The 26,264-nt window shown below is 61.1% G+C and carries 22 protein-coding genes; 11 read left to right on the forward strand and 11 right to left on the reverse strand.

The window, feature by feature from the left end; genetic code table 11:
• The first annotated feature begins 438 nt into the window (after positions 1-438).
• Positions 439-3,135, forward strand: a complete 2,697-nt coding sequence (locus JQ553_RS08385; RefSeq protein WP_409363047.1) for an HAD-IC family P-type ATPase — start codon at positions 439-441, stop codon at positions 3,133-3,135.
• Positions 3,136-3,143: 8 nt separating this feature from the next.
• On the opposite strand, the gene JQ553_RS08390 is transcribed toward JQ553_RS08385, so the two are convergent.
• Positions 3,144-4,049, reverse strand: a complete 906-nt coding sequence (locus JQ553_RS08390; protein ID WP_212499417.1) for a polyphosphate kinase 2 family protein — start codon at positions 4,047-4,049, stop codon at positions 3,144-3,146.
• A 787-nt stretch (positions 4,050-4,836) separates the two neighbouring features.
• Here JQ553_RS08390 and JQ553_RS08395 point away from each other — a divergent pair.
• The 3 genes from JQ553_RS08395 to JQ553_RS08405 are packed head-to-tail and all read left to right on the forward strand — an operon-like array spanning position 4,837 to position 9,436.
• Positions 4,837-5,856: a TRAP transporter substrate-binding protein gene (locus tag JQ553_RS08395; protein WP_212499418.1), complete on the forward strand. Its 1,020-nt coding sequence runs from the start codon at positions 4,837-4,839 to the stop codon at positions 5,854-5,856.
• A 21-nt stretch (positions 5,857-5,877) separates the two neighbouring features.
• Positions 5,878-7,764: a TRAP transporter large permease subunit gene (locus JQ553_RS08400; protein WP_212499419.1), complete on the forward strand. Its 1,887-nt coding sequence runs from the start codon at positions 5,878-5,880 to the stop codon at positions 7,762-7,764.
• A 22-nt stretch (positions 7,765-7,786) separates the two neighbouring features.
• Positions 7,787-9,436: an acyl-CoA synthetase gene (locus JQ553_RS08405; protein ID WP_212499420.1), complete on the forward strand. Its 1,650-nt coding sequence runs from the start codon at positions 7,787-7,789 to the stop codon at positions 9,434-9,436.
• Positions 9,437-9,451: 15 nt separating this feature from the next.
• Here the strand turns inward: JQ553_RS08405 and JQ553_RS08410 are convergent, their stop codons facing one another.
• The 3 genes from JQ553_RS08410 to metG are packed head-to-tail and all read right to left on the reverse strand — an operon-like array spanning position 9,452 to position 12,635.
• Positions 9,452-10,246 (reverse strand): MBL fold metallo-hydrolase, encoded by a 795-nt coding sequence (locus JQ553_RS08410; RefSeq protein WP_212499421.1) that lies wholly within the window; start codon positions 10,244-10,246, stop codon positions 9,452-9,454.
• The gene (locus JQ553_RS08415; protein WP_212499702.1) at positions 10,243-11,034 is read right to left on the reverse strand and encodes a TatD family hydrolase; all 792 of its coding nucleotides are present in this window, start codon (positions 11,032-11,034) and stop codon (positions 10,243-10,245) included. The genes JQ553_RS08410 and JQ553_RS08415 overlap by 4 nt, the downstream gene beginning before the upstream one ends.
• 14 nt (positions 11,035-11,048) lie before the next feature.
• Positions 11,049-12,635: a methionine--tRNA ligase gene (gene metG / locus JQ553_RS08420; protein ID WP_312015101.1), complete on the reverse strand. Its 1,587-nt coding sequence runs from the start codon at positions 12,633-12,635 to the stop codon at positions 11,049-11,051.
• A gap of 10 nt (positions 12,636-12,645) precedes the next feature.
• Here metG and JQ553_RS35060 point away from each other — a divergent pair, with 10 nt between their 5' ends.
• On the forward strand, positions 12,646-13,104 hold the full coding sequence (locus JQ553_RS35060; protein ID WP_312015102.1) for a hypothetical protein: 459 nt from the start codon (positions 12,646-12,648) through the stop codon (positions 13,102-13,104).
• Here JQ553_RS35060 and JQ553_RS08425 read toward each other — a convergent pair.
• The 3 genes from JQ553_RS08425 to JQ553_RS08435 are packed head-to-tail and all read right to left on the reverse strand — an operon-like array spanning position 13,038 to position 16,022.
• Positions 13,038-14,078 (reverse strand): DNA polymerase III subunit delta', encoded by a 1,041-nt coding sequence (locus JQ553_RS08425; RefSeq protein ID WP_212499423.1) that lies wholly within the window; start codon positions 14,076-14,078, stop codon positions 13,038-13,040. The two genes, JQ553_RS35060 and JQ553_RS08425, sit on opposite strands and share 67 nt — an antisense overlap.
• Positions 14,075-14,761, reverse strand: a complete 687-nt coding sequence (gene tmk, locus JQ553_RS08430) for a dTMP kinase (protein ID WP_212499424.1) — start codon at positions 14,759-14,761, stop codon at positions 14,075-14,077. The genes JQ553_RS08425 and tmk overlap by 4 nt, the downstream gene beginning before the upstream one ends.
• Position 14,762: 1 nt before the next feature.
• Positions 14,763-16,022, reverse strand: coding sequence for a D-alanyl-D-alanine carboxypeptidase family protein (locus JQ553_RS08435; RefSeq protein WP_212499425.1), 1,260 nt, complete (start codon positions 16,020-16,022; stop codon positions 14,763-14,765).
• A 158-nt stretch (positions 16,023-16,180) separates the two neighbouring features.
• Between JQ553_RS08435 and JQ553_RS08440 the strand changes: the two genes are divergently transcribed.
• On the forward strand, positions 16,181-17,116 hold the full coding sequence (locus tag JQ553_RS08440) for an alpha/beta fold hydrolase (RefSeq protein ID WP_212499426.1): 936 nt from the start codon (positions 16,181-16,183) through the stop codon (positions 17,114-17,116).
• An 18-nt stretch (positions 17,117-17,134) separates the two neighbouring features.
• Here the strand turns inward: JQ553_RS08440 and JQ553_RS08445 are convergent, their stop codons facing one another.
• Together JQ553_RS08445 and JQ553_RS08450 are read right to left on the reverse strand one after the other, a co-directional pair.
• Complete coding sequence (locus JQ553_RS08445) at positions 17,135-18,058, reverse strand: septal ring lytic transglycosylase RlpA family protein (protein ID WP_212499427.1); 924 nt, start codon at positions 18,056-18,058, stop codon at positions 17,135-17,137.
• Positions 18,059-20,491: 2,433 nt separating this feature from the next.
• Complete coding sequence (locus JQ553_RS08450; RefSeq protein ID WP_212499428.1) at positions 20,492-21,028, reverse strand: hypothetical protein; 537 nt, start codon at positions 21,026-21,028, stop codon at positions 20,492-20,494.
• A gap of 710 nt (positions 21,029-21,738) precedes the next feature.
• On the opposite strand from JQ553_RS08450, the gene JQ553_RS08455 reads away from it, so the two are divergent.
• The 4 genes from JQ553_RS08455 (at position 21,739) to JQ553_RS08470 (ending at position 24,550) form a co-directional block, all read left to right on the forward strand.
• Positions 21,739-22,173, forward strand: coding sequence for a hypothetical protein (locus JQ553_RS08455; RefSeq protein ID WP_212499429.1), 435 nt, complete (start codon positions 21,739-21,741; stop codon positions 22,171-22,173).
• A gap of 82 nt (positions 22,174-22,255) precedes the next feature.
• Positions 22,256-22,999 (forward strand): HipA family kinase, encoded by a 744-nt coding sequence (locus tag JQ553_RS08460; RefSeq protein ID WP_212499430.1) that lies wholly within the window; start codon positions 22,256-22,258, stop codon positions 22,997-22,999.
• A complete protein-coding gene (locus JQ553_RS08465; RefSeq protein WP_212499431.1) occupies positions 22,983-23,792 on the forward strand; it encodes a DUF3037 domain-containing protein in 810 nt (269 codons plus the stop codon). The genes JQ553_RS08460 and JQ553_RS08465 overlap by 17 nt, the downstream gene beginning before the upstream one ends.
• A 494-nt stretch (positions 23,793-24,286) precedes the next feature.
• Positions 24,287-24,550, forward strand: coding sequence for a hypothetical protein (locus tag JQ553_RS08470; RefSeq protein ID WP_212499432.1), 264 nt, complete (start codon positions 24,287-24,289; stop codon positions 24,548-24,550).
• A 109-nt stretch (positions 24,551-24,659) separates the two neighbouring features.
• On the opposite strand, the gene JQ553_RS08475 is transcribed toward JQ553_RS08470, so the two are convergent.
• Positions 24,660-25,241, reverse strand: a complete 582-nt coding sequence (locus tag JQ553_RS08475) for a hypothetical protein (RefSeq protein ID WP_212499433.1) — start codon at positions 25,239-25,241, stop codon at positions 24,660-24,662.
• A gap of 550 nt (positions 25,242-25,791) precedes the next feature.
• Between JQ553_RS08475 and JQ553_RS08480 the strand changes: the two genes are divergently transcribed.
• Positions 25,792-26,046 (forward strand): hypothetical protein, encoded by a 255-nt coding sequence (locus tag JQ553_RS08480; protein ID WP_249144035.1) that lies wholly within the window; start codon positions 25,792-25,794, stop codon positions 26,044-26,046.
• 25 nt (positions 26,047-26,071) lie between these two features.
• On the opposite strand, the gene JQ553_RS35220 is transcribed toward JQ553_RS08480, so the two are convergent.
• Positions 26,072-26,164 (reverse strand): DUF6894 family protein, encoded by a 93-nt coding sequence (locus JQ553_RS35220; RefSeq protein ID WP_409363039.1) that lies wholly within the window; start codon positions 26,162-26,164, stop codon positions 26,072-26,074.
• Positions 26,165-26,264: the final 100 nt, after the last annotated feature.

Consider the following 26,264-nt stretch of genomic DNA (forward strand, 5'->3'; position numbering starts at 1 on the left):
TGCGATCCTCCTTACCTGCTATCGAGCGCGAGCGTCCAAACTGGCCTGTTATTGTTCCTTACGCGCGATACGTCCTTTGATTTAGATCAAGGTATGGCGGCTTGCGGTCAAGCCGTTGCTGCGTCTCGCCGGCCCGAGGTCGCCGGCGCGGATCGTGGGGCAATCATGGCTGCGGGCTCCGTTTTCGCGGTTTCAGGCTGGAGACGGGCCGCAAATTCGCTCTCGCGAAAGAACCGAAGCCTGCGATAGCACCAATCGGATAGGGCTTCGATCGGGTCTCGGTTTCTTGATCTAGATCAAAGGCCTTTAAGACACAACGCATGTCATTGAATTTCGAAGGAGATGCCAGATGTCGGCCGGTCGGCATTTCGTAGAGCACAAGCAATGACTGCAGCAGCGAGTGCGAACGCGATCAATGAGATGCGGTCATGGCACGCGATGCCTCGAGATGAGGTCGTAACGCGACTTGCGACCAGTTCTGAAAGAGGCCTTGATCCGGCTGAGGCGACGGTCCGACTTCAAAAATACGGGCCAAACCGTTTGCCGGAGGGCAGGAAACGGGGCCCATTTGCCAGGCTACTCGCGCAGTTTAACAACGTGCTGGTCTATGTTCTGCTCGCCGCAGGATTCACCAAGCTGATGCTGAACCTGTGGGTCGACGCCGCAATCATATTTGGCGTGGTCGTACTCAACGCGCTCCTTGGGTTCATTCAGGAGGGTAGGGCCGAGAAGGCGCTGGATTCCATCCGCAACATGCTGTCCGCCGAGGCTCGGACGGTACGCGGTGGAGAGACACGCATGATTCCCGCAGAGCAGGTCGTTCCGGGAGACGTCGTGCTGCTGGAGTCGGGCGACAAGATTCCTGCGGATCTGCGCCTTTTCGAGACAAAGAACTTGCGGACCGAAGAGGCCGCCCTCACTGGCGAATCGGTACCGGCGGAAAAGCGGGTCGACGCGGTGCCTGCGAACGCGACGGTCGGGGATCGGGAATGCATGGCATTTTCCGGCACCATGGTCGTATCCGGTCGCGCTACCGGATTGGTTGTTGCGACCGGCAATGAGACGGAACTCGGCCGCATCAACCAATTGCTCGCCGACGTCAGCCCGCTCGAGACTCCGCTGCTACGCCAGATCAAGAAATTTGGTTACGCCATCACTGCGGCGATCGGGCTGATCAGCGTCCTGATCTTCGCCTACGGCAAGTGGGTGAGGGGCATGGACTTCGTGGAGCTCTTCCAGGCGGTCGTCGGCATTGCAGTATCGCTCATCCCGGAAGGACTGCCTGCACTTATCACGATCACCCTGGCCATCGGCGTCCAGCGCATGGCCCAGCGCAACGCCATTATCCGGCGGTTGCCCGCAGTCGAGACGCTCGGCTCGGTGTCGCGGATTTGCTCGGATAAGACGGGCACGCTGACGCTCATGGAAATGATGGTGGTGTCGGCCGTCACGGCCGAGGGGGCGTATCAAATTACGGGCAATGGCTATTCTCCCGAGGGGGAAGTCAAAAAAGACGGACAGCCCGCAGGCAAGGACGCAGTACTTGCGCTCATGGGCCGGGTCTCCGTGCTCTGCAACGATGCCGAACTGTTCCAGGAGGAAAGCACCTGGAAGGTGGAGGGCGATCCGACCGAAGGCGCGCTCTATCCGTTCGCTGCCAAGCTCGGCCTGGATCGGCAGACCGAACAAGCTGCATCTCCACGTATCGACGCCATTCCGTTCGAATCCGAGCACAAGTTCATGGCGACGCTCCATCGAACTGTGGGCGGAGAGCAAGTCCTGCTCGTCAAAGGCGCCCCCGAAGTGATCATTGAGCACTGTGATCGCCAGCAGACCAGCGACGGCCAGTCGAGCCCGCTCGACCGCGAGCACTTTCTGAAACAGTCGGACAGGCTCGCGGCCCAAGGCGAACGAGTGCTGGCGCTCGCGTGGCTGCAGGATCCGAATGTAAAGGCTGGCAGCCTCACCGCGGCTGACCTGCCAAGGACCCTCGTCTTGCTCGGCCTAATTGGTCTGCTGGATCCGCCGCGAAAAGAGGCCATCGAAGCCGTGAAGGAGTGCCACGGTGGCGGCATCCGGGTCACCATGATCACGGGCGATCACAAGATCACCGCCGCGGCCATCGCCAAGATGCTCGGGCTTGGCGACGGAAAGACCGCGATCACGGGCGCCGAGATCGAGGACATGGACACCGCGACGTTGCAGGAACGTGTCCGCGGCGTTGACGTCTTCGCGCGCGCAAGCCCCGAACACAAGCTGCGCCTGGTGAAAGCGATCCAGGCCAATGGTCAGATCGTGGCGATGACAGGCGATGGCGTGAACGACGCGCCCTCCCTCAAGAAGGCCGACATCGGGGTTGCGATGGGTATCAAGGGCACCGAGGTGACGAAGGAAGCCGCCGGAATGATCCTGGCCGACGACAATTTCGCCTCGATCTCGGCGGCCGTGAAGGAAGGGCGCACTGTCTACAACAATATCGAGAAGGCCATGCTATTCCTGCTGCCGACCAACGTCGCGCAGGCGCTGGTCATTGCGGTAGCAATCTTTGTCGGGTTCACGATGCCGATCACGGCCCCACAAGTGCTCTGGGTCAACATGGTCACGTCTGTCGCGCTTGGCCTGGTCATTTCCTTCGAGCCGCACGAAATCGATGTGATGCATCGGCCGCCGCGCGTAGTAGACCGCCCGATCGTGACTGGCTTCGGGATTTGGCGGATCATCTTTGTCGGCCTGGCGCTCCTTGCTTACACCCTGCTGGCTTTTTTCTGGATGAAAGCGCACGGCGCGTCGGATGGGCTTGCCCGAACGGTAGCGGTCAATGCCATTACAATCGGCCAAGTCTTCTATTTGCTGAATAGCCGCTACCTGCTCGATTCGTCGCTCTCCCTGAAGGCGCATATGGGCAACGCGTACCTGCCGCTCGGCATCATTGCCGTCGTGATCCTGCAACTATTTTTCACCTATGCACCACCTGTCCAGGCGATGTTTGGCAACGAATCTGTCCCGCTTTGGGTGTGGCCTTGGCTTCTTTCGGGAGGGTTGCTGTTCTTCCTCGTGGTGGAGGCAGAGAAGCTTGTCATTCGCTCATCCGGCTCCTTGCGGAAGGCTGTTGTCGCCGCGGAAGCCGGCGCGTAAGCCTCCAGCTATCGAGCGTCACGCGCAAGCTCCGCACGAGCCGCCGCCAGTTCCTTCTTCTGCTCCGGGGTCACCTCCGGATATGCAAGGTCGAGCTTCTCCACTGCCTCCACGATTGCCGCGGCGACGACAAGCCGGGTGAACCACCTGTTGTCGGCCGGCACCACGTACCACGGCGCTTGCTCCGATGCAGTGGCCGCGATGGCCGCCTCATACGAGCTCATATAGTCGCGCCAGTACTTCCGCTCGTTCACGTCCGATGCAGAGAACTTCCAGTTCTTCTCTGGGTTGTCGAGGCGCTTCATGAAGCGCTTTTTCTGCTCCTCACGCGACACATTCAGGAAGAACTTGAGGATGATGATGCCTTGACGGGTAAGGTAATCCTCGAAGTGCGCGATGTCCGCCAACCGTTCGTCCCAGATCCGCTTGCTCATCAACGATGGCGGCAACCTCTGCCGCTTCAAGATATCTTCGTGAACGCGCACAATGAGGACCTCCTCGTAATAGGAGCGATTGAAGATTCCGATCCGCCCACGCTCCGGCAGACGCGTGACGTAGCGCCACATGAAGTCGTGTGCGAGATCCTCATTTGAGGGCTGTTTGAACGAAAAGACCTGACATCCCTGCGGATTAACTCCCGACATGACGTGTTTAATCGTGCTGTCCTTGCCGGCGGCATCCATGGCCTGGAACACGAGCAGCAGCGACCAACGATCCTGGGCATAAAGAATGTCCTGCTCTTCTGCGAGCCACCGGGTGCCTCGTTGAAGAAGCTCGGCAGCTTCGCCTTTTTCCATGTTCAGACCGCGCGTGTCGCCGGGGTCGAAGTCCCTCAGCAGAAAGCCCTTGCCCTTGGAAATGCGGAACGGGTGGATGTACTTCTGGATCTGGTCGAGAATCTCTTTTCTCGGCATGGAGCGTCCTCCCTTAAGACAGCACAATCTCGCGCTGTCTCTTCAGCGGCCCGATCTCCGACAGCCTTGATGGGCCGCATCTTAATCTATCATGGCGACAGGACTCGGTGCGCCGCGGCTTGATTGCCGCGCAGCTCATTACGACACTGGAGCGCACTTCCTTCCGAAACACGCAGGGCGACCGACTCGGCAGCGCGGGTGAGGGAACTCGCTTGACGCCGCGTTCGAGATGACCGCAGCGGGAAATCGGCCTCGACGTCCCACCGTCGGCTTGATCGGAACGGATCGAGGGGTCGCTGGCTTACCGCAGCGAGACCAACCGCTCAGTGCCAAAAAGAATCCATGTCGAGGAGAAGCGCGGCGAAGCGGAATTGAACTCCGCGAAGACGAGATTCGCATAAGGTATATTATGGAATATAATATCAACAATTGGATCAAACACTTGTCCCGCGTTCCATCAGCTTTTGGGGTCGATCAGAGTCAAACCGTTGCGGGCAGTTGGTGATCGCCGACTTCTACAGTCCTGACCGAGCCGGCCAGCCTCTGCGCCGCTGACTCCGATTAATGAGAATCGACAACATTTGCCGAGAACCCCTTGGAGAAAGCCGGAATTTGGCAATCGGGGTTGTGACCGCGGGCTGCGCCTGTCAGAACGCCTTGGACGCGGAAATGGCTGCCGGGACGGGCAAAGCAGCGCCCTATGCAGAGATCGGTGGTGACCCCGCGGCATCAGGTCCGTATACGAAGGCCTGTCGCAAGAACAACAAATCTCTCGAGGGAGAAACCGATGAGCTTTTCACGACGCACGCTGCTGAAGGCCACCGCTGCTTCCGCCGCTCTCGGCGGGATTGGTGCGCCATTGGTCGCGCGCGCCCAGACCGCCGAGTTCAGCTACAAGTTCGCCAACAATCTGCCGGAGTCGCATCCGTTCGTGGCGCGCGCCCGGGAGATGGCCGCGGCGATCAAGACCGAGACCAACGGCCGGTTTGACCTGCAAGTGTTCCCGAACAGCCAGCTCGGCTCCGATACCGACATGCTGAGCCAGGTGCGCTCCGGCGGCGTCGAGTTTTTCACCCTTTCAGGTTTGATCCTGGCAACGCTGGTTCCGGCGGCCTCGATTAACGGCATCGGCTTCGCGTTCCCTGATTATCCGACGGTCTGGAAGGCCATGGACGGCGAACTCGGCGGCTATGTGCGCGCCGAGATCAACAAGGCCGGTCTCGAGGTCATGGAGAAGATCTGGGACAACGGTTTCCGGCAGACCACGTCGTCGACCAAACCGATTACCGGGCCTGACGATCTCAAGGGGTTCAAGATTCGCGTGCCGGTGTCGCCGCTGTGGACCTCGATGTTCAAGGCTTTCGACGCCGCGCCCGCCTCGATCAACTTCAGCGAGGTCTATTCGGCGCTGCAGACCAAGATCGTTGAGGGTCAGGAAAACCCGCTGGCCCTGATTTCCGCTGCGAAGCTGTATGAGGTCCAGAAATACTGCTCGCTGACCAATCACATGTGGGACGGCTTCTGGTTCCTGATGAACCGCCGCGCCTGGCAGGCGCTGCCGCAAGACATTCGCGCCATCGTCGCCAAGAACGTCAATGCGGCGGCGGTCAAGGAACGCGAGGACACCGAAAAGCTCAACGCATCGGTCAAGCAGGAGCTCGCAAGCAAAGGTCTGGCCTTCAATCAGCCGGATGTTGCGCCGTTCCGCGACAAGCTTCGCGCCGCCGGCTTCTATGCCGAATGGAAGGGCAAATACGGCGAGAAGGCGTGGGAGCTGCTCGAGAAGTCCGTCGGCAAGCTGTCCTAGCCCGTTAGCGGAGCTCTTGCCATGGCTCATGTGGACACGACGTCGGCCGTGGCCGGTGAGGTCGCCTCCCGGTCCCCTCACCGCCGCTCCATTCTTGGTTCCATCGAAGCGGCGCTTGGGGTGTTGGTGGAGATCCCGGCGGCGATCCTGGTGGTGGCCGAGGTCGTGATTCTGTTCGCGGGCGTGGTGGCGCGTTACGCGCTCCACGCGCCGCTGATCTGGTCGGACGAGCTGGCGTCGATCCTGTTCCTGTGGCTCGCGATGCTTGGATCGGCGGTGGCGTTTCGTCGCGGTGAGCATATGCGGATGACCGCGCTGGTCGCGAACGCAGGGCCGGCGCTGCGGGCCTATCTCGACGTCGTCGCGACATGCGCGGCGCTTGCTTTCCTGTTGCTGATCGCGCGGCCGGCATACGAATATGCCTATGAGGAAAGCTTCATCACCACGCCGGCGCTGCAGATCTCCAACACCTGGCGCGCTGCGGCGCTGCCGATCGGCATCTGCCTGATGGCGCTGTTCGCGCTGCTCCGGTTGGCGCGGACCGGCGATGTCAGGACCTTGCTGACCGCCATGATCACGGTAGCATCCGTGATCGGGCTGTTCTGGTTCGCACAGCCCTGGCTGCGGCCGCTCGGCAACCTCAATCTGATCATCTTCTTTGTCGGCGTGGTCGGATTCTGCGTCTTTGCCGGTGTGCCGATCGGCTTTGCCTTCGGCATGGCGATCGTCGGTTATCTCGCGCTGACAACGCGCACGCCGCTGATGGTGCTGGTCGGCCGCATGGACGACGGCATGAGCCATCTGATCCTGCTCTCGGTGCCGCTATTCGTCTTCCTCGGCCTCCTGATCGAGATGACAGGTATGGCACGCGCGATGGTCGCGTTCCTCGCAAGCCTGCTCGGGCATGTCAGGGGTGGGCTGCATTATGTGCTGGTGGGTGCCATGTATCTCGTCTCGGGAATCTCCGGATCGAAGGCTGCCGACATGGCGGCTGTCGCGCCGGTGCTGTTCCCCGAGATGAAGCAGCGTGGCGCCCGGTCTGGCGACCTCGTCGCCCTGCTCGCGGCGACCGGAGCGCAGACCGAAACCATCCCGCCGAGCCTGGTGCTGATCACCATCGGATCAGTGACGGGCGTCTCGATCTCGGCGTTGTTCACCGGAGGGCTGCTGCCGGGTGTCGTGCTCGCGATCACGCTGTCGGCGCTGGTGTGGTGGCGCTATCGCGGCGAGGATCTCAGTCACGTCCAGCGCGCCAAGGCGGGCGAAATCGGGCGGGCATTCGTATTCGCCCTGCCGGCATTGGCCCTGCCCTTCGTGATCCGCTATGCCGTTGTCGAAGGCATCGCTACCGCGACCGAGGTCTCGACCATCGGCATCGTTTACGCGCTGGTGATCGGCTTGCTGATCTACCGTCAATTCGACTGGCGGCGGCTGCTGCCGATGTTGATCGATACGGCATGCCTGTCGGGCGCAATTCTCCTGATCATCGGGACCGCGACCGGCATGGCCTGGGGCCTGACCCAGTCCGGCTTCTCGCGCGCCCTGGCAGCGTCGATGACAGGCCTGCCCGGCGGTTCGGCGACCTTCATCGCCGTCTCGATCCTGGCCTTCGTGATCCTCGGCAGCGTACTCGAGGGAATCCCGGCGATCGTGTTGTTCGGACCGCTTTTGTTTCCGATCGCAAGGGCGGTGGGCGTGCACGAGGTCCATTACGCCATGATCATCATTCTGGCGATGGGCATAGGATTGTTCGCGCCGCCCTTCGGAGTCGGCTATTATGCCGCCTGCGCCATCGGGCGTGTCGATCCGGCCGAGGGCATCCGGCCGATCTGGGGCTACCTGTTGGCGCTGCTGATCGGCCTGATCATCGTCGCGATTTTTCCGTGGATTTCGATCGGGTTCCTATAAATTATTTCGATAGGATGGAGCCATGAGTGCAGCTCAAAATCAGTACTCAATCGGATTGGACAAGACTCCGGCCAACTACGTGCCGCTCACACCGCTGAGCTTCCTCGCGCGGTCGGCTGCGGTCTATCCCGATCACGTCAGCACGGTCTATGAGGGCAAGAGCTTCACCTGGAAGCAGACCTATGAGCGCTGCAAGCGCTTCGCCTCGTATCTCGCCGGCCGCAGCATCGGCCTCGGCGACACTGTGGCTGCGATGCTGCCCAATATCCCGGCGATGAACGAATTGCATTTCGCAGTGCCGATGGCGGGCGCGGTGCTCAACGCCCTCAACATCCGCCTCGATGCGCCGTCGATCGCATTCCAACTCGATCATGGCGGGGCGAAGGTGATCCTGGTCGATCCCGAATTTTCCGCCGTGATCGCGGAAGCGCTCACGCTGATGAAGGGGCCGAAACCGTTCGTCATTGACGTCAACGACACGGCATTCGCCGGAGGCAAGCCAATCGGCGATGTCGAATACGAGACGGCGGTCGCGCAAGGCGATCCCAGTTTCGTCGAACGGCTGCCGGCCGATGAATGGGACGCGATCGCGCTAAGCTACACGTCAGGCACAACGGGCAATCCCAAGGGAGTGGTAACACATCACCGCGGCGCATATCTCAACGCCGTCAGCAACATCCTCGCCGGCAATCTCGGCCAGCATCCGGTGTACCTCTGGACGCTGCCGATGTTCCATTGCAACGGCTGGTGCTTCCCGTGGACTGTCGCGGCGACCGCGGGCGTCAATGTCTGCCTGCGCAAGGTCGATCCGGCAAAGATCTTCGAACTGATCGCGAACCGTGGCGTCACCCATATGTGCGGCGCTCCGATCGTCTACAATACGCTGATCAATGCGCCGAACGCCCCGAAGGGCGGCAAGGCAAAATCCGTGGTCGGACTGATTGCGGGGGCGGCGCCGCCGGTTGCCGTGCTCGAAGGCGCCGAGAGCATCGGAATCAAGCTGACCCATGTCTACGGCCTTACCGAGGTCTACGGCCCCGCCGCCGTCTGCGCGGAGCAGCCGGGCTGGGATGAACTGTCGGCAGATCAGCGCGCGCAAATGAAGCGCAGACAAGGTGTGCCCTATCCGTTGCAGGAAGCGGTCACCGTGCTCGATCCGGAAACGATGCGCGAGGTACCGCGCGATGGCCAGACAATCGGCGAGGTGATGTTCCGCGGCAATATCGTGATGAAGGGTTACCTGAAGAACGCGAAGGCGACGCAGGAAGCCTTTGCCGGGGGCTGGTTTCACACCGGCGACCTCGGCGTCCTCGACGAGCATGGCTACGTCATCATCAAGGACCGTTCCAAGGACATTATCATCTCCGGCGGCGAGAACATCTCCTCAGTCGAGGTCGAAGACATCCTGTACAAGCACCCCGCCGTGCTGTTCGCGGCCGTCGTCGCCAAGCCGGATCCGAAATGGGGCGAGGTGCCCTGCGCCTTTCTCGAGTTGAAGGACGGAGCGACGGCGACTGAAGCCGAGATCATCGCCTATTGCCGCGAGCATATGTCGGGCTTCAAGACGCCCAAATCGGTGGTGTTCGGCGCAATCCCAAAGACATCGACCGGCAAGATCCAGAAATTCCTGCTGCGCAACCAGGTCGAGTCGGCAAAGGCGATCTCTGCGTAGCCTGGAGCAGCACCGCTATAGGTCCAGCCGCAGGCCGTCATAGGCTGGCACGACGTTGGCGGGCAGCGATTGCCGGAGCACCTCGTAGTCGAGGTCGGCATGCATGTTGGTGATGACGGCGCGCTTCGGCTTGAAGCGGTCGATCCAGGTCAGCGCATCGCTCACGCTGAAATGACTCGGATGGCCCGCATAGCGCAAGCCGTCGACGATCCAGAGATCGAGGTCTTGCAACGCCGGCCAACTTTCCGCGGGAATATCGTGCAGGTCGGGCGTGTAGGCGGCGGCGCCGATCCGAAAGCCGAGCGCGGGAATTTTGCCGTGATGAACCAGGAAGGCAGTCAGTTTCAGCGGGCCGCCCTTCCCTTCGGTGGTGTGAGTCTCGCCCGCCTCGATGGAATGCCGCGTCAGGATCGGCGGGTAATCACTGCCCTCAGGCGAGATGAAGCAATAAGAGAACCGCGCCATGATGTCCTTGGCGGTCGACTGGTTGAAATAGACCGGAATGCGCCGCCGCTGGTGCAGCACGACCGAGCGCAGGTCGTCGATCCCGTGGGTCTGGTCGGCGTGCTCATGCGTCAGGAATGCCGCGTCGATATGGTCGACCTCGGCATCGATCAATTGCTCGCGCAGGTCCGGCGAAGTATCGATCAAGACCCGCGTGGTGCCATGCGTCCCCTTGCGTTCGACCAGCAGCGAGCAGCGGCGACGACGGTTCTTGGGATTGGTGGGATCGCACGCACCCCAGCCGAGCGCCGGGCGCGGTACTCCGGCCGAAGAGCCGCAACCGAGGATCATCAACGTCACGGTCATGCGGCCTCATTCGGCGCCGGCACCTTGGAGAACAGGCGAAAGAAATTGTCCGTGGTCTGCCGCGACATCTCCTCCAGCGTGACACCGCGCGCATCCGCCAGCACCTTGGCGACCTCGACCACATAGGATGGCTCATTGCGCTTGCCGCGGAATTTTCCCGGCGCGAGATACGGCGCATCGGTCTCGACCATGATGCGGTCGGCCGGCAATTCCGCTGCGAGCGCGCGCAGCGCGTCCGATTTCTTGAAGGTCAAGATGCCGGTGAACGAAATCGAGAGTCCGAGTGCAATCGCCTTCAACGCAAGTTCACGCCCGCCTGTGTAGCAATGCAGCACCGCCTTGAACGGCCCCTTCGCCACCTCATCTTCGAGGATGCGGCCACAATCCTCGTCGGCTTCGCGGGTGTGGATCACGAGCGGCAGGCCGGTGGCGCGGGCGGCGGCGATGTGGGTGCGGAAGCCGCGCTCCTGCGCTTCGCGCGAACCGTGCTCGTAGAAATAGTCGAGCCCGGCCTCCCCAAGTGCCACGACCTTCGGGTGCCTGGCAAGTTCGATCAACTCGGTTGCGGGAATGCCGTCTTCCTCGTCGGCCTGGTGCGGATGCGTGCCGACGGAGCAGTAGACATTCGGAAAGCGTTCGGCGATCGAGAGCAGCGCGGCGAGCCGTTTCACGCGCGTCGAGATCGTGACGATGCGACCGACGCCGGCCGCCGCGGCGCGGTCGATGATCCCGTCGAGATCGTCGGCAAAGTCGGGAAAATCCAGATGGCAGTGACTGTCGACCAGCATGACTCGCGAACCGCTCACTCGACCTTCGGTTCCACATAGCGCGGAAATACGCCGATGGGCGCCGGCAGAACCGTGCCCGGCTTGATCCGCTCGCCAAGCGCAGCAAAGCTGCGCGCATCCTCGGGAATGCCGAGGCTGTCGAGCATTTTCGCGCAGGACGCCGGCATTACCGCCTGTGCCATGACGGCGATCTGGCGCACCACTTCGGCCGTGACATAGAGCACCGTCTTCTGGCGCGCGGGGTCGGTCTTCGCCAATGCCCATGGCGCCTCCCCCGCAAAGTAGCGGTTGGCTTCGGCGACCACGGCCCAGACCGTGTTGAGCCACTGATGGATCTGCTGCGTCGCCATTGCGCTCCGTGATGTCTCCAGCATGGCGTCGGCCTGGGCCAGGATCGCCCTGTCGTTGTCGGACAACTCGCCGGGCTCCGGCAGAAAGCCGCCAAGCTGCTTTGCGATCATCGACAGCGAGCGTTGGGCCAGATTGCCAAAATCATTGGCGAGATCAGCATTGATGCGCGCGACGATGGCCTCGTGGTTATAGTTTCCATCCTGCCCGAACGGCACTTCTCGTAGAAAGAAATAACGCACCTGGTCGACGCCATATTGCTCGGCGAGATTGAAGGGGTCGACGACATTGCCGACCGACTTCGACATCTTCTCGCCCCTGCTAAATAGGAAGCCATGCGCGTAGACGCGTTTCTGTACCGGAATTCCCGCCGACATCAGGAATGCCGGCCAGTACACCGCGTGGAAGCGGATGATGTCCTTGCCGATGATATGCACATCCGCGGGCCAGTAGCGCCAATTCGAATCATTTTCGTCGGGGTAGCCAACGCCGGTGATGTAATTGGTCAGCGCATCGACCCAGACATACATCACATGTGCCGGGTCGTTGGGGACCTTAACGCCCCAATCAAAGGTGGTACGCGAGATCGAAAGATCCTTGAGCCCGCCCTTCACGAAGCTCATCACTTCATTGCGCCGCGAATCCGGGCCAATGAAGTCAGGCTGGCTCTCGTAGAGATGCAGGAGCTTGTCCTGGTAAGATGAGAGCTTGAAGAAGTAGCTCTTCTCCTCGACCCACTCGACTGGCGTACCCTGCGGTCCGCGCCGGACGTTGTCCTCGCCGACCGTGGTCTCGTCCTCGGCGTAATAGGCCTCGTCGCGCACCGAGTACCAACCGGCATAGGTGTCGATGTAGATGTCGCCGTTCTCCTGCATGCGATTCCAGATCGCCTGCACGGAGCGGTGATGCGCCGGCTCCGAGGTGCGAATGAAGCGGTCGAACGAGACGTTGAGCCGCTGGTCCATTTCCTTGAAGCGCGCGGCGTTGCGGGTTGCGAGATCGGCCGGTGTCAATCCCTCGCTCTGCGCGGTTTGAATCATCTTCTGACCGTGCTCGTCGGTGCCGGTGAGGAAGAACACATCCTTGCCGTCGAGTCGCTGGAAGCGTGCCAGTGCGTCGGTTGCAATCGCCTCGTAGGCGTGGCCGATATGCGGCTGGCCGTTTGGATAGGCGATCGCCGTCGTGATATAGTACAGGTTGCCACGATCCGCTGCCGATGCAGAGATGGGCCGAGGCGCGGAGCCGGCGGCCACAACAACGGGTTTGGATTGGTTCGGTGCGGGGGTCGTCCTCGATGGTCTTTTGGTCGCTTTCGGTGTGGCCGGCTTCGCAGGTGGCGATGCCACGGCCGCGACGGCCTTTCTGGTCGACGTTTTGGCCGACTTATTCGGCGTCGTCCTGACCGCTTTCCTCGAGGTCTTCCGGGCAGCCGACTTCTTCGCGGATTTCTTAACCGTCTTCCTTGCCTTCGTGACGGCGCGCTTGCCCTTCTTGGCCACGCGCTTCGTCCCGGGCGCTTTCTTCGTCGCGCGCGCCGGCGAGCCCTTCTTCGTCTTCTTGGACTTCTTCTTCGACGATTTCTTCCTAGCGGTCGCCACCACGGATTCCTTTGCAAACCAAATCGGGATTGTCGGGATAGTTGTCAGACGAAGCGTCTATCGGGTCGCTTCAGCAAGCAGCGAAAACACCGAGAAAACCAGCGGTTTGCGCTCCAGATTGTAGGCCTCAGTATCGCGCGCGGCGCGCATGATCTTTTCCCATACCTCCGCGAGCCGTGCAAGACGCGGCAGATTGGTGTTGGCGTCGCCCGCACGAAGCCTCTCACTCATCCAGCGATCGATGCTGTCGATGAAGGCGGCGAGTGCGACGCGGTCGCTGGTGCCGAGCGCATCGCCGAGCGCGTGCAGTTCGCGCGGATCAACCCGCGGCAGCGTCGCGAGCAGCGCGGCCGTACGCTGCTGCAGCTTGAGTGCATCGCCACCGAGCAGCGACAGCGCCCTTCCCACACTTCCCTCGGAGGCCGCGGCGGCTTCGATCAACGCGGGTTCGTCAGATGCAATGTCAGCCGCGGCCGCAGCGGCACGGATGACATCGCCCTCGTCGAGCGGGCGCAACAACAGTTTGCGGCAGCGGGAGAGGATCGTCGGCAGCACCCGCGAAGGCGCGTGGCTGACCAGGAGAAACAGGGATTGCTGTGGCGGCTCCTCCAAGATCTTGAGCAGCGCATTCGCGGCATTCGGATTAAGCTCGTCGACGGTGTCGACGATGCAGACCCGCCAGCCATCGACCGCGGCGGTCGAGCCGAAGAACGAAATCGTCTCCCGCGTTTCGTCGACGGTGATTACCGTCCGCAGCACGCCGCGATCGTTGAGGCCGCGCTCCAGCACCAATAGCCCGCCATGCGCGCCGGCCGTGATCTGCCGCGCCACGGGGTCAGCCGGATCGATCCGCAGCGTCGGCGCCTGCTGCACCTCGGAGGCCATCGAGTTGCGAAACGCAAGCACGAACCGCGCCATACGATAGGCCAGCGTCGCCTTGCCGATACCCTGCGCTCCGCCAATCAGCCAGGCATGAGGAATCCGCCCGCTGCGATAGCCGCCGAGCAAGGCCATCTCCGCTTCGCGATGCCCGAACAGGTCGGGCGTCTCACGCGGATGCCGGATTGCGATCTCCTGCTCGGTCTTGCGTGCGCTCATGCCGAACTGGCCGTCTTTGCTGCGGTGACCAGATGCTCGCGCAACGCAGCCCACACCTTGGACGACACCGTCTCGGGATCGGCAGTGGCGTCGATCAGCACGCAGCGCTGCGGATCGTCCTTCGCGATGCGCTTGTAGGCCTCACGCAGATCCTGGTGGAATTTGATGTCCTCCGCCTCGAAGCGATCGGCCGCGCCGCTGCCGCGCCGTACGGCGGCACGCTGCAGGCCGATTTCCACGGGCACATCGAGAATGATGGTCAGATCCGGCTTGAGATCGCCGATCGTGACCCGCTGCATCGCATTGACGAGTTCGGGCAGTACCTGGCCGAGCTGGCCCTGATAGGCGCGCGTGGAATCGAAGAAGCGGTCGCAGAGCACCCAGGTTCCCTGGTTGAGCGCGGGCAGGATGACGGTTCGGACATGATCGTCTCGCGCGGCGGCAAATAGCAGCGTCTCGGCCTCCGGCCCAAGCAGCTTACCCATCCCCGACAGCACCAGATGGCGGATGACCTCGGCGCCCGGTGAGCCGCCGGGCTCGCGGGTCACGATGGTGCGCAGCTTTGCTGCATCAAGCCGTTCGGCGAGTTTGCGAATCTGGGTGGATTTCCCGGAGCCCTCGCCACCCTCAAAGGTAATAAAGCGACCGCGCAAGTTCGGCCGTCTGACTGTTGCTTCAGCCATGTCAGAGCTTCTCGACCCCGGCGCGGAACATGCCGATGACGAGCTCCTGGGCACCGTCGAGCGCGCGACGGATCGTTGATCCGGTACCAATCGCCTCCGCCGCAAACAACGGCGTCTCCATGGCGACATTGCCGCCGCGCCAAACCCTGACGATGCCAACCCTCTGGCCGGCTGCGATCGGCGCGCGCACCGGACCGTTATAGATAATGCGGGCGATCAGCTTGTCGTTGCCGTTCTTCGAAACCATTACCTTGATCGGATCAGGGCTCACAAGTTTCACTGAACTGCTATCGCCGCCAAATACCTTGGCGTAGCCAACCGGCTGATCGGCCGCGATCAACGTCCGCGTTTCGAAGCTGCGGAACCCCCATTCCAGCATCTTCTTGGCCTCAGTGGCGCGATCCTCGGAATCTTCAAGACCATTGACCACGACGATGAGCCTTGTGTCGTTCTGGACAGCCGAGCCGACCATCCCGTAGCCGCCTTCCTTGGTGTAGCCCGTCTTCAGCCCATCGGCGCCGGTCAGCGCGTTAAGCAGGGGATTGCGGTTCTGCTGGCGAATTTTGTTCCAGGTGAACTCCTTCTCGCCGAACAGTTTGTACATGTCGGGATAAGTCCGAATGATGTGGCGCGCGAGCTTCGCAAGTTCCCGTACCGTCATCTTGTTTCCGGGATCAGGTAACCCATTGGAATTGGCGAAGGTCGATTTCGTGAGCCCCAGTTCCCGGGCGCGTTTGGTCATGAACTCCGTGGCAAAGGTATATTCGTTGCCGGCGATGCCTTCGGCGAGCGCAATGCAGGCGTCGTTGCCGCTCTGAATGATCGCGCCGTGGAGGAGGTCGTCGACCGAGACCTTGCTGTGGAGCGCAGCGAACATGGTCGATCCGCCGGCGGGCGCCCCACCTCGCCGCCAGGCGTTTTCGCTGATCCGGTACTCGTCGGTCAGCTTGATGTCGCCCTTCTTGACGGCGTTGAACACTACCTCGGTCGTCATCAACTTCATCATGCTGGAGGGAGCGCGGAGCTCGTCGGCATTCTTTTCGAACAGGACACTGCCGCTCGATGCTTCGATGAGGATCGCTGTCGGAGCGTCGCCATCGAACCCTCCCTCCTCCTTCTTGCCGCCCTGGATGCTGTTGTTGGCGGCGTAGACGAACCCGCCGTAGCCGATGCCAAGCGCGACGATGGCTGCCACCAGCCCACGCCAGCAACGTCCGGCACGGGCGGCGAACGTGTGGAGAATTGCGGTCTCGACTGCCATCGGCGATGTCCTGAAAGGTTGCGTTCTAACAGTTGGAAGTATCGCAAACAACTGAGGTTTTTGCGCCTGTGCACGGCAGGTTGGATTGCCGCTCGCCGCAAATGACCATATCCTCGGAACCGAACACCGACACCGCAGCCGAACAGGGCGGAAACGCGATGCCATCCTCACGCACCATCTCCGCCAACGGGATCGATCTGTTTGTGCGCGAAGCTGGCCAGGGCCCTCTGGTCCTGCTCTGCCATGGCTGGCCGGAACTGTCCTACTCCTGGCGACATCAGATCGCCGCGCTGGCCTCGGGCGGCTTCCACGTTGTCGCGCCCGACATGCGCGGCTTCGGCCGGACCAGCGCGCCGGAGGAGATCGGCGCCTATACGATCTTCGACACGGTCGGCGATATGGTCGCCCTCGTCGCCGCTCTCGGCGAAAGACAGGCCGCCATCGTCGGCCATGACTGGGGCGCCCCGGTCGCCTGGCACGCCGCGATGTTCCGGCCAGATATCTTTACAAAGGTGGCCGGTCTTAGCGTCCCGCCTCCGCTTCGCGGCCGCGGAAGGCCATTAGAGACCCTCCGCGAAAGCGGCGTCACCAACTTCTATTGGCAGTACTTCCAGCAGCCCGGCGTCGCCGAAGCCGAGTTCGAGCGCGACATCGCCCATACGCTGCGGCTTCTGCTTGGGCGCGGTATCTCCGACCCCACCTCAATGTACGTCGATGAAGCCGTGGGCTTTCTCGGCAACCTGCCGAGCGGAAGGCCACTGCTGGCCTGGCTCACCGAGGCTGATATCGCCGAATTTGCCGAGGGCTACCGGCGTTCCGGATTTCGCGGTGGACTGAATTGGTATCGCAACCTCGACCGCAACTGGGAACTGACCGCGCCGTGGCACGGCGCGCAGATCCATCAGCCGTCCCTCTTCATCGCGGGGTCGGGGGATGCGGTCATCACCGGCCTGATCGGCGCCAAGCGGGTTGCGGACATGGAGCGGGTACTGCCCAACCTGACGCAGAAACGGATCATCGAGGGAGCCGGTCACTGGATCCAGCAGGAGCGGCCAGACGAGGTCAACGCGGCGCTGATCGCCTTTCTCAAATAGTCGCGCGAAGCCTTTGATTCAGTAGAGGCCGCGCCCGCTCAGGACTTCCGCGGGGCCACGCGCGTCGATTGGCATGTAGGCCGATGCTGGGCTCGCCGCGTAGCGATCGTCGTTCTCGTAGGACACCGCGCGCAAATTCTCACGGACCCGCCCACGCGATCGGCTTGAGGCGGACATTTCCGAGGTGGCATTGATCGAGGCGTAGTCGGCCGAGGTATTGCCAAGGCTATAGGGACGTCCCTCCGGCACCGGAACATCCCCCCGGATGCGGCCAGATCCCTGCGAGCTGGGAACGAATGGGCGGGCCGAGGCGACCCTGACCGCAGAGGGCGACGGCGCCGGCGTGCCGTTGCGCAGCGTAGCCAGCAACTGGCGGTCGTCGGAACCTTCCAGCGGCGCCCGGCCAACATATTCGACGCGGACGCGGGCGACGCCGTTACCTTTGAATTCAAGGAGTTCGGCGGCTCTGTTGGAGACATCTATGAGGCGATTGCCGTGATACGGCCCGCGATCATTAACGCGGACGATAAGCGATCTACCGTTGCTGAGATTGGTGATCCGCGCATAGCTCGGCATCGGAAGGGTTGGATGGGCGGCCGTCAAAGAGCCCATGTCGAACACCTCGCCATTGGCGGTCAGGCGACCGTGGAAATCATCGCCGTACCACGACGCCAAGCCCTCGGCGCGATAATTGACGTCCTCCTCCGGCACATACATCCGCCCGGCAACGACGTAGGGCTTGCCGACGCGATAGGTCCCGCCGCCCTTCGGTACGGGATCGCCGAACGCCACGACGCGCGGGCTGGACGACACGCCGTATCTGGGATCGACGTTGCTTCCGAATTTGCCCGACGAGGCACAGTTGGCGAGGATGAGACACGTTGCCACTGCTGCGGCGCCCCGCGCCGCCCGGATGATCGAATCAGGCCGTCTCGTCCCCATCGCCCCAAACTACCATTCTGCGGGACGTACGCCCATTGCAGGCATCGACATCCCTTCTGTCGCGAAGCGGCCCACCTCCGCATCGAAGCGTAAAGATATCGCAACCGGAACACGGCGGAAATGCGGAGAGCCGCGCCATGGTGAATCAATGATGTCCCGCTTTCAGACAAACTGTTGCAGCAAATCATCACTCGGGTGGGATGTTCGATCCCGACAATTGAATCTTTTTGACTGTGCAAGGCTGCAATCGTTTCCTCTCGCACGCGGGGCGCAAAGGAAGTCTGCGATGATTGAGATGGTTTCGACGGTCATGGGCCTGGTAAGTGCGGCAATCTTCTTGGCCCATGCTTTGGAGGGCTATCGCTACCGGGCCTGATGCCCGCCAAAGGCGGAAAGATGCGTCACCTCTTTCCAGAAGAGCTGTTCGGAAAGCTTTAATCAATTCGGATCAGAATCTGATAGGCAGGTGCACCATGCGCAGTCACGATTTAGTCTCCGACGGATTCCTGACGCTGACCGCAGCAAGCCTGGTGCTGCTGTGCTCGAGCTTGCTTGCCGTCGCCTTTGGCTAAACTTTCGCGCTGAGCGCGAACGTCTGGGCGCGGTGGGACCACTCACCTGCCCCCTGCACGGTCCGACTGCCTTGCTGTTCGGCAGGTGTCTTGACACCGGGACGGTAGTCTAAGGCACCGGTTTTTGAAAAATAGGCATTGTGGTGCTTTTGCCGCGACTCAACCGAGTCTGTGAGAGGTCATCCGGTCGTGGTATCTCGGAGGGGGCCTTCGCGTATCGCCGCCGTATTTGATAACCTCGGCGCCGGAGCCCTCTACGACCGCGAGCATCCTGCGGTCATAGCTCTGATCTTCCGCTCCGATCGAAGCCTACAGAAAGACCGCCTTCGGTGCGTTCCGCTTTTCAACGGCCGCCGCTGGACTGCTGCCTCATGTCCGCGCCCGGGACAAGCGTCTGCGGAGGTTGACGCCGTGCTGCGCGCCGCCATAAACAAGCGCACCGACCACGTTGGGGAGCAACGCGGTAGCATCGTGCTGGACTGTTCCCTCTGCCGCGAGGAAACGCTAAACAGCTAGGCTTGGAAGGGTGGCCGAGTGGTTTAAGGCACCGGTCTTGAAATTCTACGCGGGGCCTCCTCTTCTGACCCAACTCGTCACGGATCAACTTGATTCATCTCCAGTTTTCCAGTGCCTCAGCGTTCCCTGTTCGTTTCAATACCTATGCGTACCTAGCCGTTCAGTAGCAATCCGAGTAGCAAGAACTACGCATCGCTCAGCGGGTGGCTACGGGCCAGGAAAGCTATTCCGCTGGCCTGGAAACTCTCCCGGCTGCATAAAAACCGCCGCATGAATCGGCGGGCTGTTCCCGGCCCGGCGAAACCATTTTCTTAAGCCCGTGAAGCCGGCCCGAAACAAACCCGGCCTAGCCTACCCTTCACGATTCAAAAGGAGCGACGGCTATGGTGGGCTCGGTTTGGACCCGTAAAGCACGCATGCTCGTGATAGCAAATTTGTTGGCCGGCGCCGCTGTTCTGTTAGCGATGGCTGCTCCCCATCGCGTCTCAAGTGTTGCGCTCGGTAGTGAGTGGCAATGTAGCAAGGCCGCGTTTGTTTTAACGACGTGCCGTCAGGTCCTCTAACGGGTGACACGGAAAACTACGCTTCAGTAGCGGACGGCGAAAACCCGCCGGCGTGAACCGGCGGGCCAAGCGCTTCCGACCCTCTAGGCGGCCGACGCGGGTCTGAACTGTTCGCGCAATACGTCGCCTAGATCGCCGCCAACGAATTCAAATAGAACCTCACCGGCCTTTCGGATCTCCCATCCCGCCTCGTCATCGGCAGCCAGGCATTCGTGCGGCGCTACACAGCTCAAGAGAACTGTCACCTAACGGTTTTGCAGTTCTCTATGGGCCATATCTCCCAGTCCCACCGCGTCCAGCTAAGTGCCGGAAAAAACGTACAAACCGGCGATGAACATGCCGCGTCGTCGCCTCTTGTCCCGCGCAGTTCCGAGCAGTTGGGTAGCAAAAGCGGTAGCAGAGAAAGCCCGCCAGCATTGCTGCTTGGTCCGCTTGCGTTTCAGTACTGCAATCCCCGGCGGCTTGCTGACGCCAACCCCGCCGGCGCTTCTACCGCACAATCCGATCAAGGCGGCAGCCCGTTATACAACCAAATATCTGATCCTTCATTTGGGTGCCTACCCGGCAACCCCTAATGCAAGCGCGCACATCGTCGCCCCATACACGGCCCTTGGTTTGAGAATTCGAGATACACCGATTGTTGCACGCCTTGTCGTTATTGGGGCATTTGGTCAAACACGCTGCAAGGCCAAGTCGCTCGCCTTCTGAAAATGTCGCTTCTTGGGCGGTTGCGAGCGTCGTCGTTGTCGCCGCAATATAAAGAGCGAGCGTGAATGCGCTCTTTAGGATTTTTGTAGTTGGCATTGTTTCCTGCCTTTGTTTGAGACCTCGGAAAACAGCGTTCGCCGGACGCACCACCAAGGCGCAAGGCGGCCAAGAAATATCGGATCGTGAAGTGGCCCGCCGGCGTGAACCGGCGGGCCGATCTTCGAGTGGTTTGAACCATCCCCTGGCGGCGGATTGTCCGGGCTGTAGCCCAGACGCTCCAACACCAGGAAGGAACGTGTGAGAGCAATATCGCAGGCCTCAGCCAGCGCCATGAGGTGGTCTTTGGTGAGGGTTAACCCCTCCAGGATTTGAGGCGCTGCGCCCTGCGCCGCAAGTTTTCCGAACCTCTCTTGGAGCCCATCGCTGTCTTCACGCAGCATCATAGTCACAGCGCGGACAGTCGGTAGATGCGCCAGGGCCCAGTCCTCGTTGGTCCATTTGAACTCGAGGTAGATCGGGGCGAACTTCAACCCGTCGCGCTCGGCCTGTGTTGCCGACGCATGGGAGGCGACAAGCTTCAGCTTGGCGCGCTTCGATCTTCTTGTGCTCATGATCGCCGCACTACATAATATGCGAAAGTCAAGGTATTACCAAAAAAGCGACGGGGGCGCCCCGCTACAGGCCGCGACCCTGTGACCGCAATTCGCCTATCGAGCGATCTTAGATCCGCCGTCGATGATTGGGCCTCGAAACAGGAAGACGAGCCGGGCCGCTCCGAGGCCATCCGCCGACTCGTCGAACTCGGATTGATCGTAAGGCCCAAAGGCACTCGAAAGGCCGAAGACCCAAAACGGCGCCGAGATACGAAACGACGCGCCCACGAATTGGCAGGCGACGCGATCGACGAGATGATCGAGGCCAAGGCTATTCCAGAGGATCAAGGCAGCCGTAAGCGGCGGCTCATTAGAGGGCCGGAAGAATTTCGGTCCGTTCGACGTGATCGGTCAGACCCTGATTGATGCGCGGCACCAACGCTTGGAGCGTATTCTTTGAGCGACGATCTGTTGGTCAAACTCGTGGTCACCGTGGTCGTTTTGACCGGGCTGCTCTTGTGGCAGGTGTCAGAGCGACGTCACCTGCCCGATTGTAAGAACTGCGCGACGGATCTCTCCGCGAGCCGAAAGCCCGCAGTCAAGTAAGGCCGAGGCGATTTGCGCAAAAAAGACGCCCCGTGAGCCTACGGGCTTGCCCTCTACCGCGGGTTGCGCTTGGATGATGCTTTCTGGGTCGGGGGCTACTTTTTATGCGTATACTAGGAATCGTGGCGCTGAGCGCCGCGCTGTGTGGCTGTGCGGGAAGAGCCCCGGCGCCGGTGCAGGTGGTTCAGCCAACGGATAGGTACATGGATTGCACCGCGATACTCGCGGAAGTGCAGACGAACAACGAGAAGGTCAAACAACTCGCCAGCGACAAGGGTCTCAAGACAGCGCAGAACGTCGCGGCTGGCGTCGCTGGGCTTGTCGTTCCCATTCTGTGGTTCGGAATGGATTTCCAAGGCACAGCAGACACCGAGATCACTGCGCTACAGAACCGTCAGCAATATCTCGCCATGATGGCAGACCAGAAACATTGCGGCACCGAACCCGAGCCGCCTTCGGCGCCGGCCGCGCGATCAAAGCCTCGTGCGAAGCCTAGGCCGGTTGCCGCTGCTCCAGCGGAAGCCGCGGAGCCTCAATCAGCAAAGCCGGGTACATGAACGGTCGCACAGCGGGCCGCCCCTTGCGCTCGCCTTCCGGTTGCTGAAAGCTTCCACAAAACCGAATCGGGGGATTTTTTGGGTGCTCGTCCCTCCCAGGATCAAATGGTGTGATCCGGCAGGCCTGGCCTCGGCCGATGCAAGCGGCGTCTGCCGTTGTGATGATGGCTGCGACTACGTAGTCAAGGATGGAAGCGCGAATAACGGGTCAACTCCGCATGACGAATGGTCCTGCACGCGCCTGGCAGAGATCGTCGGCATCCCCTCTCCGCCATGCACAGCAATCGAGCGCCCCGACGGAAGCTTGGTCTTTGGCTCGCGGTGGGAGGGCGGTGTAGCGAAAGAGCCGTGGTGGGAGATGATTAGGCGAGGAGACATTAGCCTAAAGGATATCCCGGCTTCTCTTTCGAGGATCTATGCTTTCGATCATTTTGTTCACAACGAGGACCGGCACCTAAATAACTTCCTGTTCCGTGAGCAGCGTCATGGCTGGGTAGTGCTGGCCTTTGACTATTCTCGCGCTTGGCTGTTTAACGGGATGCCCCTGCCCCAGCTTCCGTTTAGACCGCAAAAGAAGACTATCCTCGCTAGACGTGTTCTCTGCCAGTTGTTCGGTGAGTACATCGACAAGGCAGAGACTGATCAAATCCTCGACCGACTCGGGGGCGTCAAAGAAACGCACATTTTGCAGGCCATTAACGGTCATCCAAAAACGTGGTTGTCGGAAGGGCAAAAAGACGTAATCGTGAATTGGTGGAATTCCAGCGCGCGAACTGACAGAATCGACCAAATTCGCCAAGGCATCCACGATGGATCATACCTATAAGTACTCCGTTCTAACGGCCACTCCGGACCGCCGGCGCGGCGAGCGCGTCAATGTCGGAATCGTCGTGTTTCGTGACGGCAAGACCGATGTGCGCCTCGTCCAGGCGGCATTCAAACTCAAAGCGCTCACCCGCGAAAATTGGGAATCTCGTCTCGAGGCCATCCGTGATCGCATTGTGCGTCTTTGCGACAATGGCGATACGCCTGAGGCCTGTCTTGAACGACTTGCACTGGTGGATCCGCTTATCGCGCCGACCGGAATGGGAATGTTATCGGCCCACGGCGGCTCCGATTACGAGCGGACGGTTGGAGAAATATTGGAATCCCTGGTGTTGCTCCCAAAACCGCGGCCTACCGATGCCGTTTCTCGCATCAACACTGAGATTGCCAAAACCTTCCGAAAAGCGAAGGCGCTCGCAAAACCAGAACAGGGGCTTAAGGACGGTAAAATTGTTCGCTTTTTGCCGATCGCACCGAACGAGGGCCTGTTGGCAGACTTTGCTCTTCGCAACGGTCGAATGCATATTGCCAGCACACTTGACCTCAGGAAGCAGTCGGTCCGGCTGGATGAGGCTGCGTTAAAATCAATCGTTCTCGACAAGTCGCGCGAGGTCTATGGAAAGTCGGTGCGCCGAATCGGTGTGTATGCGGTCGAGCCTGATCTTAAGAAGCACTTCAGCCATCACATCGAACTGCTATCCGACTATGCTGATGAGACCTACAATTGGCTAGATCAGACGAAGAGAAACCGCTTCCTAAGGACGATGTACGACGCATTGCACTCTCACAGCTGACGGTCTCACGCCCGCAGCGGCACCAGATTGCCCCTCGCCGCCGCCGGCGGGCTGGCCCAGTAGGCCGCACAGTCGGCCATCAGCTGCGGGCGAGCGCTTTTTCCACACCCACGACGCGCAGTAGCTCCCCGCCGCTCCGAGCCCCGAGGGATTGATAATTTGCAGCCGCGTGCGCGCGGCGCTGTGATGGCGCCATGCGCGCGCGTCGTCGATACACGAAATGGTCAGGCCGCTACTTCCCGCCCGGCAGCCCAGCAGACTGGATTGCCGGCGGTCACGTTACTTGCAACATCCAGTGCAATGGCGGCTGTGATCGCAGGGTCGATTTCCGCCTAGACGCCTTGCCCCAAGACCGGCCCTGGTCGCGTGTTGGCTGGTGTCTCGTCTGCACAGTTTGCGGGACGGCAGGCGCTGTGAACATCGTGCCGAATTGGCATGACCGGATCGGCCACGCTGTGCCATTCAGCAGAGACTGGAAATCGTGATTCTTATTGATGAAGTACGCCGAAACCCGCCCCTACGCCGACCCGGAAAAAGCCGCCCGCAGACTGATGGAGCACGCTAACGCGTTTGTGGCGGTCCAGGACGGCCGGATCTACATTGAGAAAATCAATGAGCCGTTCCTGTTCGGGGACAGGGGCAGCCCGGCCGAATACGGCGCGGGGTTGAACCTTGCGATCGAGCGCGGCTGGCTTTGGCTGCATGAAAGCGGCACGTTCGTGAAGATGACGCAGGCCGGCAAGGACCTGTTCGCCTAATGAAAGTGCTTCCCCGCGCCAGAATCGAAAGGGACTGCTCACGCTACGGCCCCCATCTGCCGGGTTTAAAAAACACCGGGCGATAGCAGCCGCCCCGTGATAATCGGCCCTACGTCTCCGGCCATGCCTTCTTAATCTTTTCGATCGTGTGCGCGCCGAACTTCGGTGGCTGGACGGAGCCGCTCCCATCCAGCGGAAGTACCTTTCCTCCCTGGGACGCGCCGACCGAAATCACCGGCTTGGCAATGAAGACGTCATCTTTGCTGTGTGCGCAATTCGAGAGTCCGATGCAGTGGACAAGCTCATGCACCAGGATGTGCAGGCGCACGGGCTTGCCGACATCAACCTGGCCGATTTTCGGAGTTGCGGGCACCCGCAGCTTCACCGAACTCATCGAAGTGCCGCCGCGCGAATCTACGACTGACAGCGCGGCGCTACCGTGGAGGCCGGAACCTGGATAGGTCTCGGCAACGATCGGGCTGCCAGCCTCCTTGTCTGCCTTTTTAAAGGCGAGATGGATCCCGCTCTGCTTGAGAAGCTGATTGATTGTCGTGATCGCCGGATCAAGATCATTCACCCAGACGCTCGCGGTGAAGCTCGGCCCGGGGAATACCTTCAGCTCACCCGTACGCCGGATCCGGTCAGGCCAGGGAGTGATCTCCGGTTCTGTATTACACTTCGGATCAGCCATAACGCCCTGCGAAAAGGGTGCAGGGCAACTTTACAACGGGGCCAAGTCCTATGTCCATCCACACCGAATCCGCGAAGTCGCTGATCGCCGCCTTGCACCTAAAGTAAAAGGCCGCTGAGATGATCAGCGGCCCCCAGGCTAACAATCAAACCGAGATTGAAATGCTCCTCGCCCGGGCTTGGCAACTCTATGCAATCGCGTCGCCGAGCGTCTAAGCTATGATTAGTTACGAGGTGTACCCATTTGGTGGTAGGCGCGGCCCGGAGAGAGGCGTCGCGGGCTGGCGGTGGCGGTCTTCTCCGAGCCCGCAGGCATCTGTGCTGTGGCGCGGGAGATCATGTCCGCCAATCTCGGGCGAAAGAAAACCGCGAAGCAATCATCTCCTGCTTGGAAATGAGTAGCGGAATCGTGCGACCTCATCGCACGGAAGCAATCGCGACCCGGAGCTAGCCGCTTGCGCGCTGACGGTTCCTCAGCTTCGATATGGCTGTGGCTCAAGATGGCAAAGCGCGCGACTGGCTGGCATCGCGAATTTGAGGATCCGATTGAGTTGACGGACGGCCGCAAGCTTGTCTCGCTGCACGACGCCGCCACCTACATCACGAAGCTGCCGAAGGAGGAAGCCGCGGCGACCGAGTGGCAGAGCGCAATCTCAGAGCTTATGCTAGCCGTCGAGCGCAACAGGCCAACGATGCTGGCGCGGATCGGGTTCATGCAGGCGCTGAATCGGCACAGGGTTCGTGAGTTCAATCCCGACCGGAAAGACCACCACTGGGGCAAGCGCAAGCTGAAGAGAGACCAATGACCGTGGGGCTGGTTTATTCCAGCCGCTAATGTGCAGCTTTGAGGCTCGGAAGCTCAATCCCCTCTTCATCGAGAATCAGGGCGTCGTCCTCCCGCAAGTCGAAATAGTAGCGCTTCATGCAGGGCCAATCCCGTGCGGTCTGGACTGTCCCTAAAGTTTGCCGCAGTCGCGATGGTCGGTAGCCACGCCTGATAGGTCGCGCCTCCGGGGCTAGCGCT

It is taken from the genome of Bradyrhizobium lablabi, from assembly GCF_018131005.1.
GTDB lineage: Bacteria > Pseudomonadota > Alphaproteobacteria > Rhizobiales > Xanthobacteraceae > Bradyrhizobium > Bradyrhizobium lablabi_D.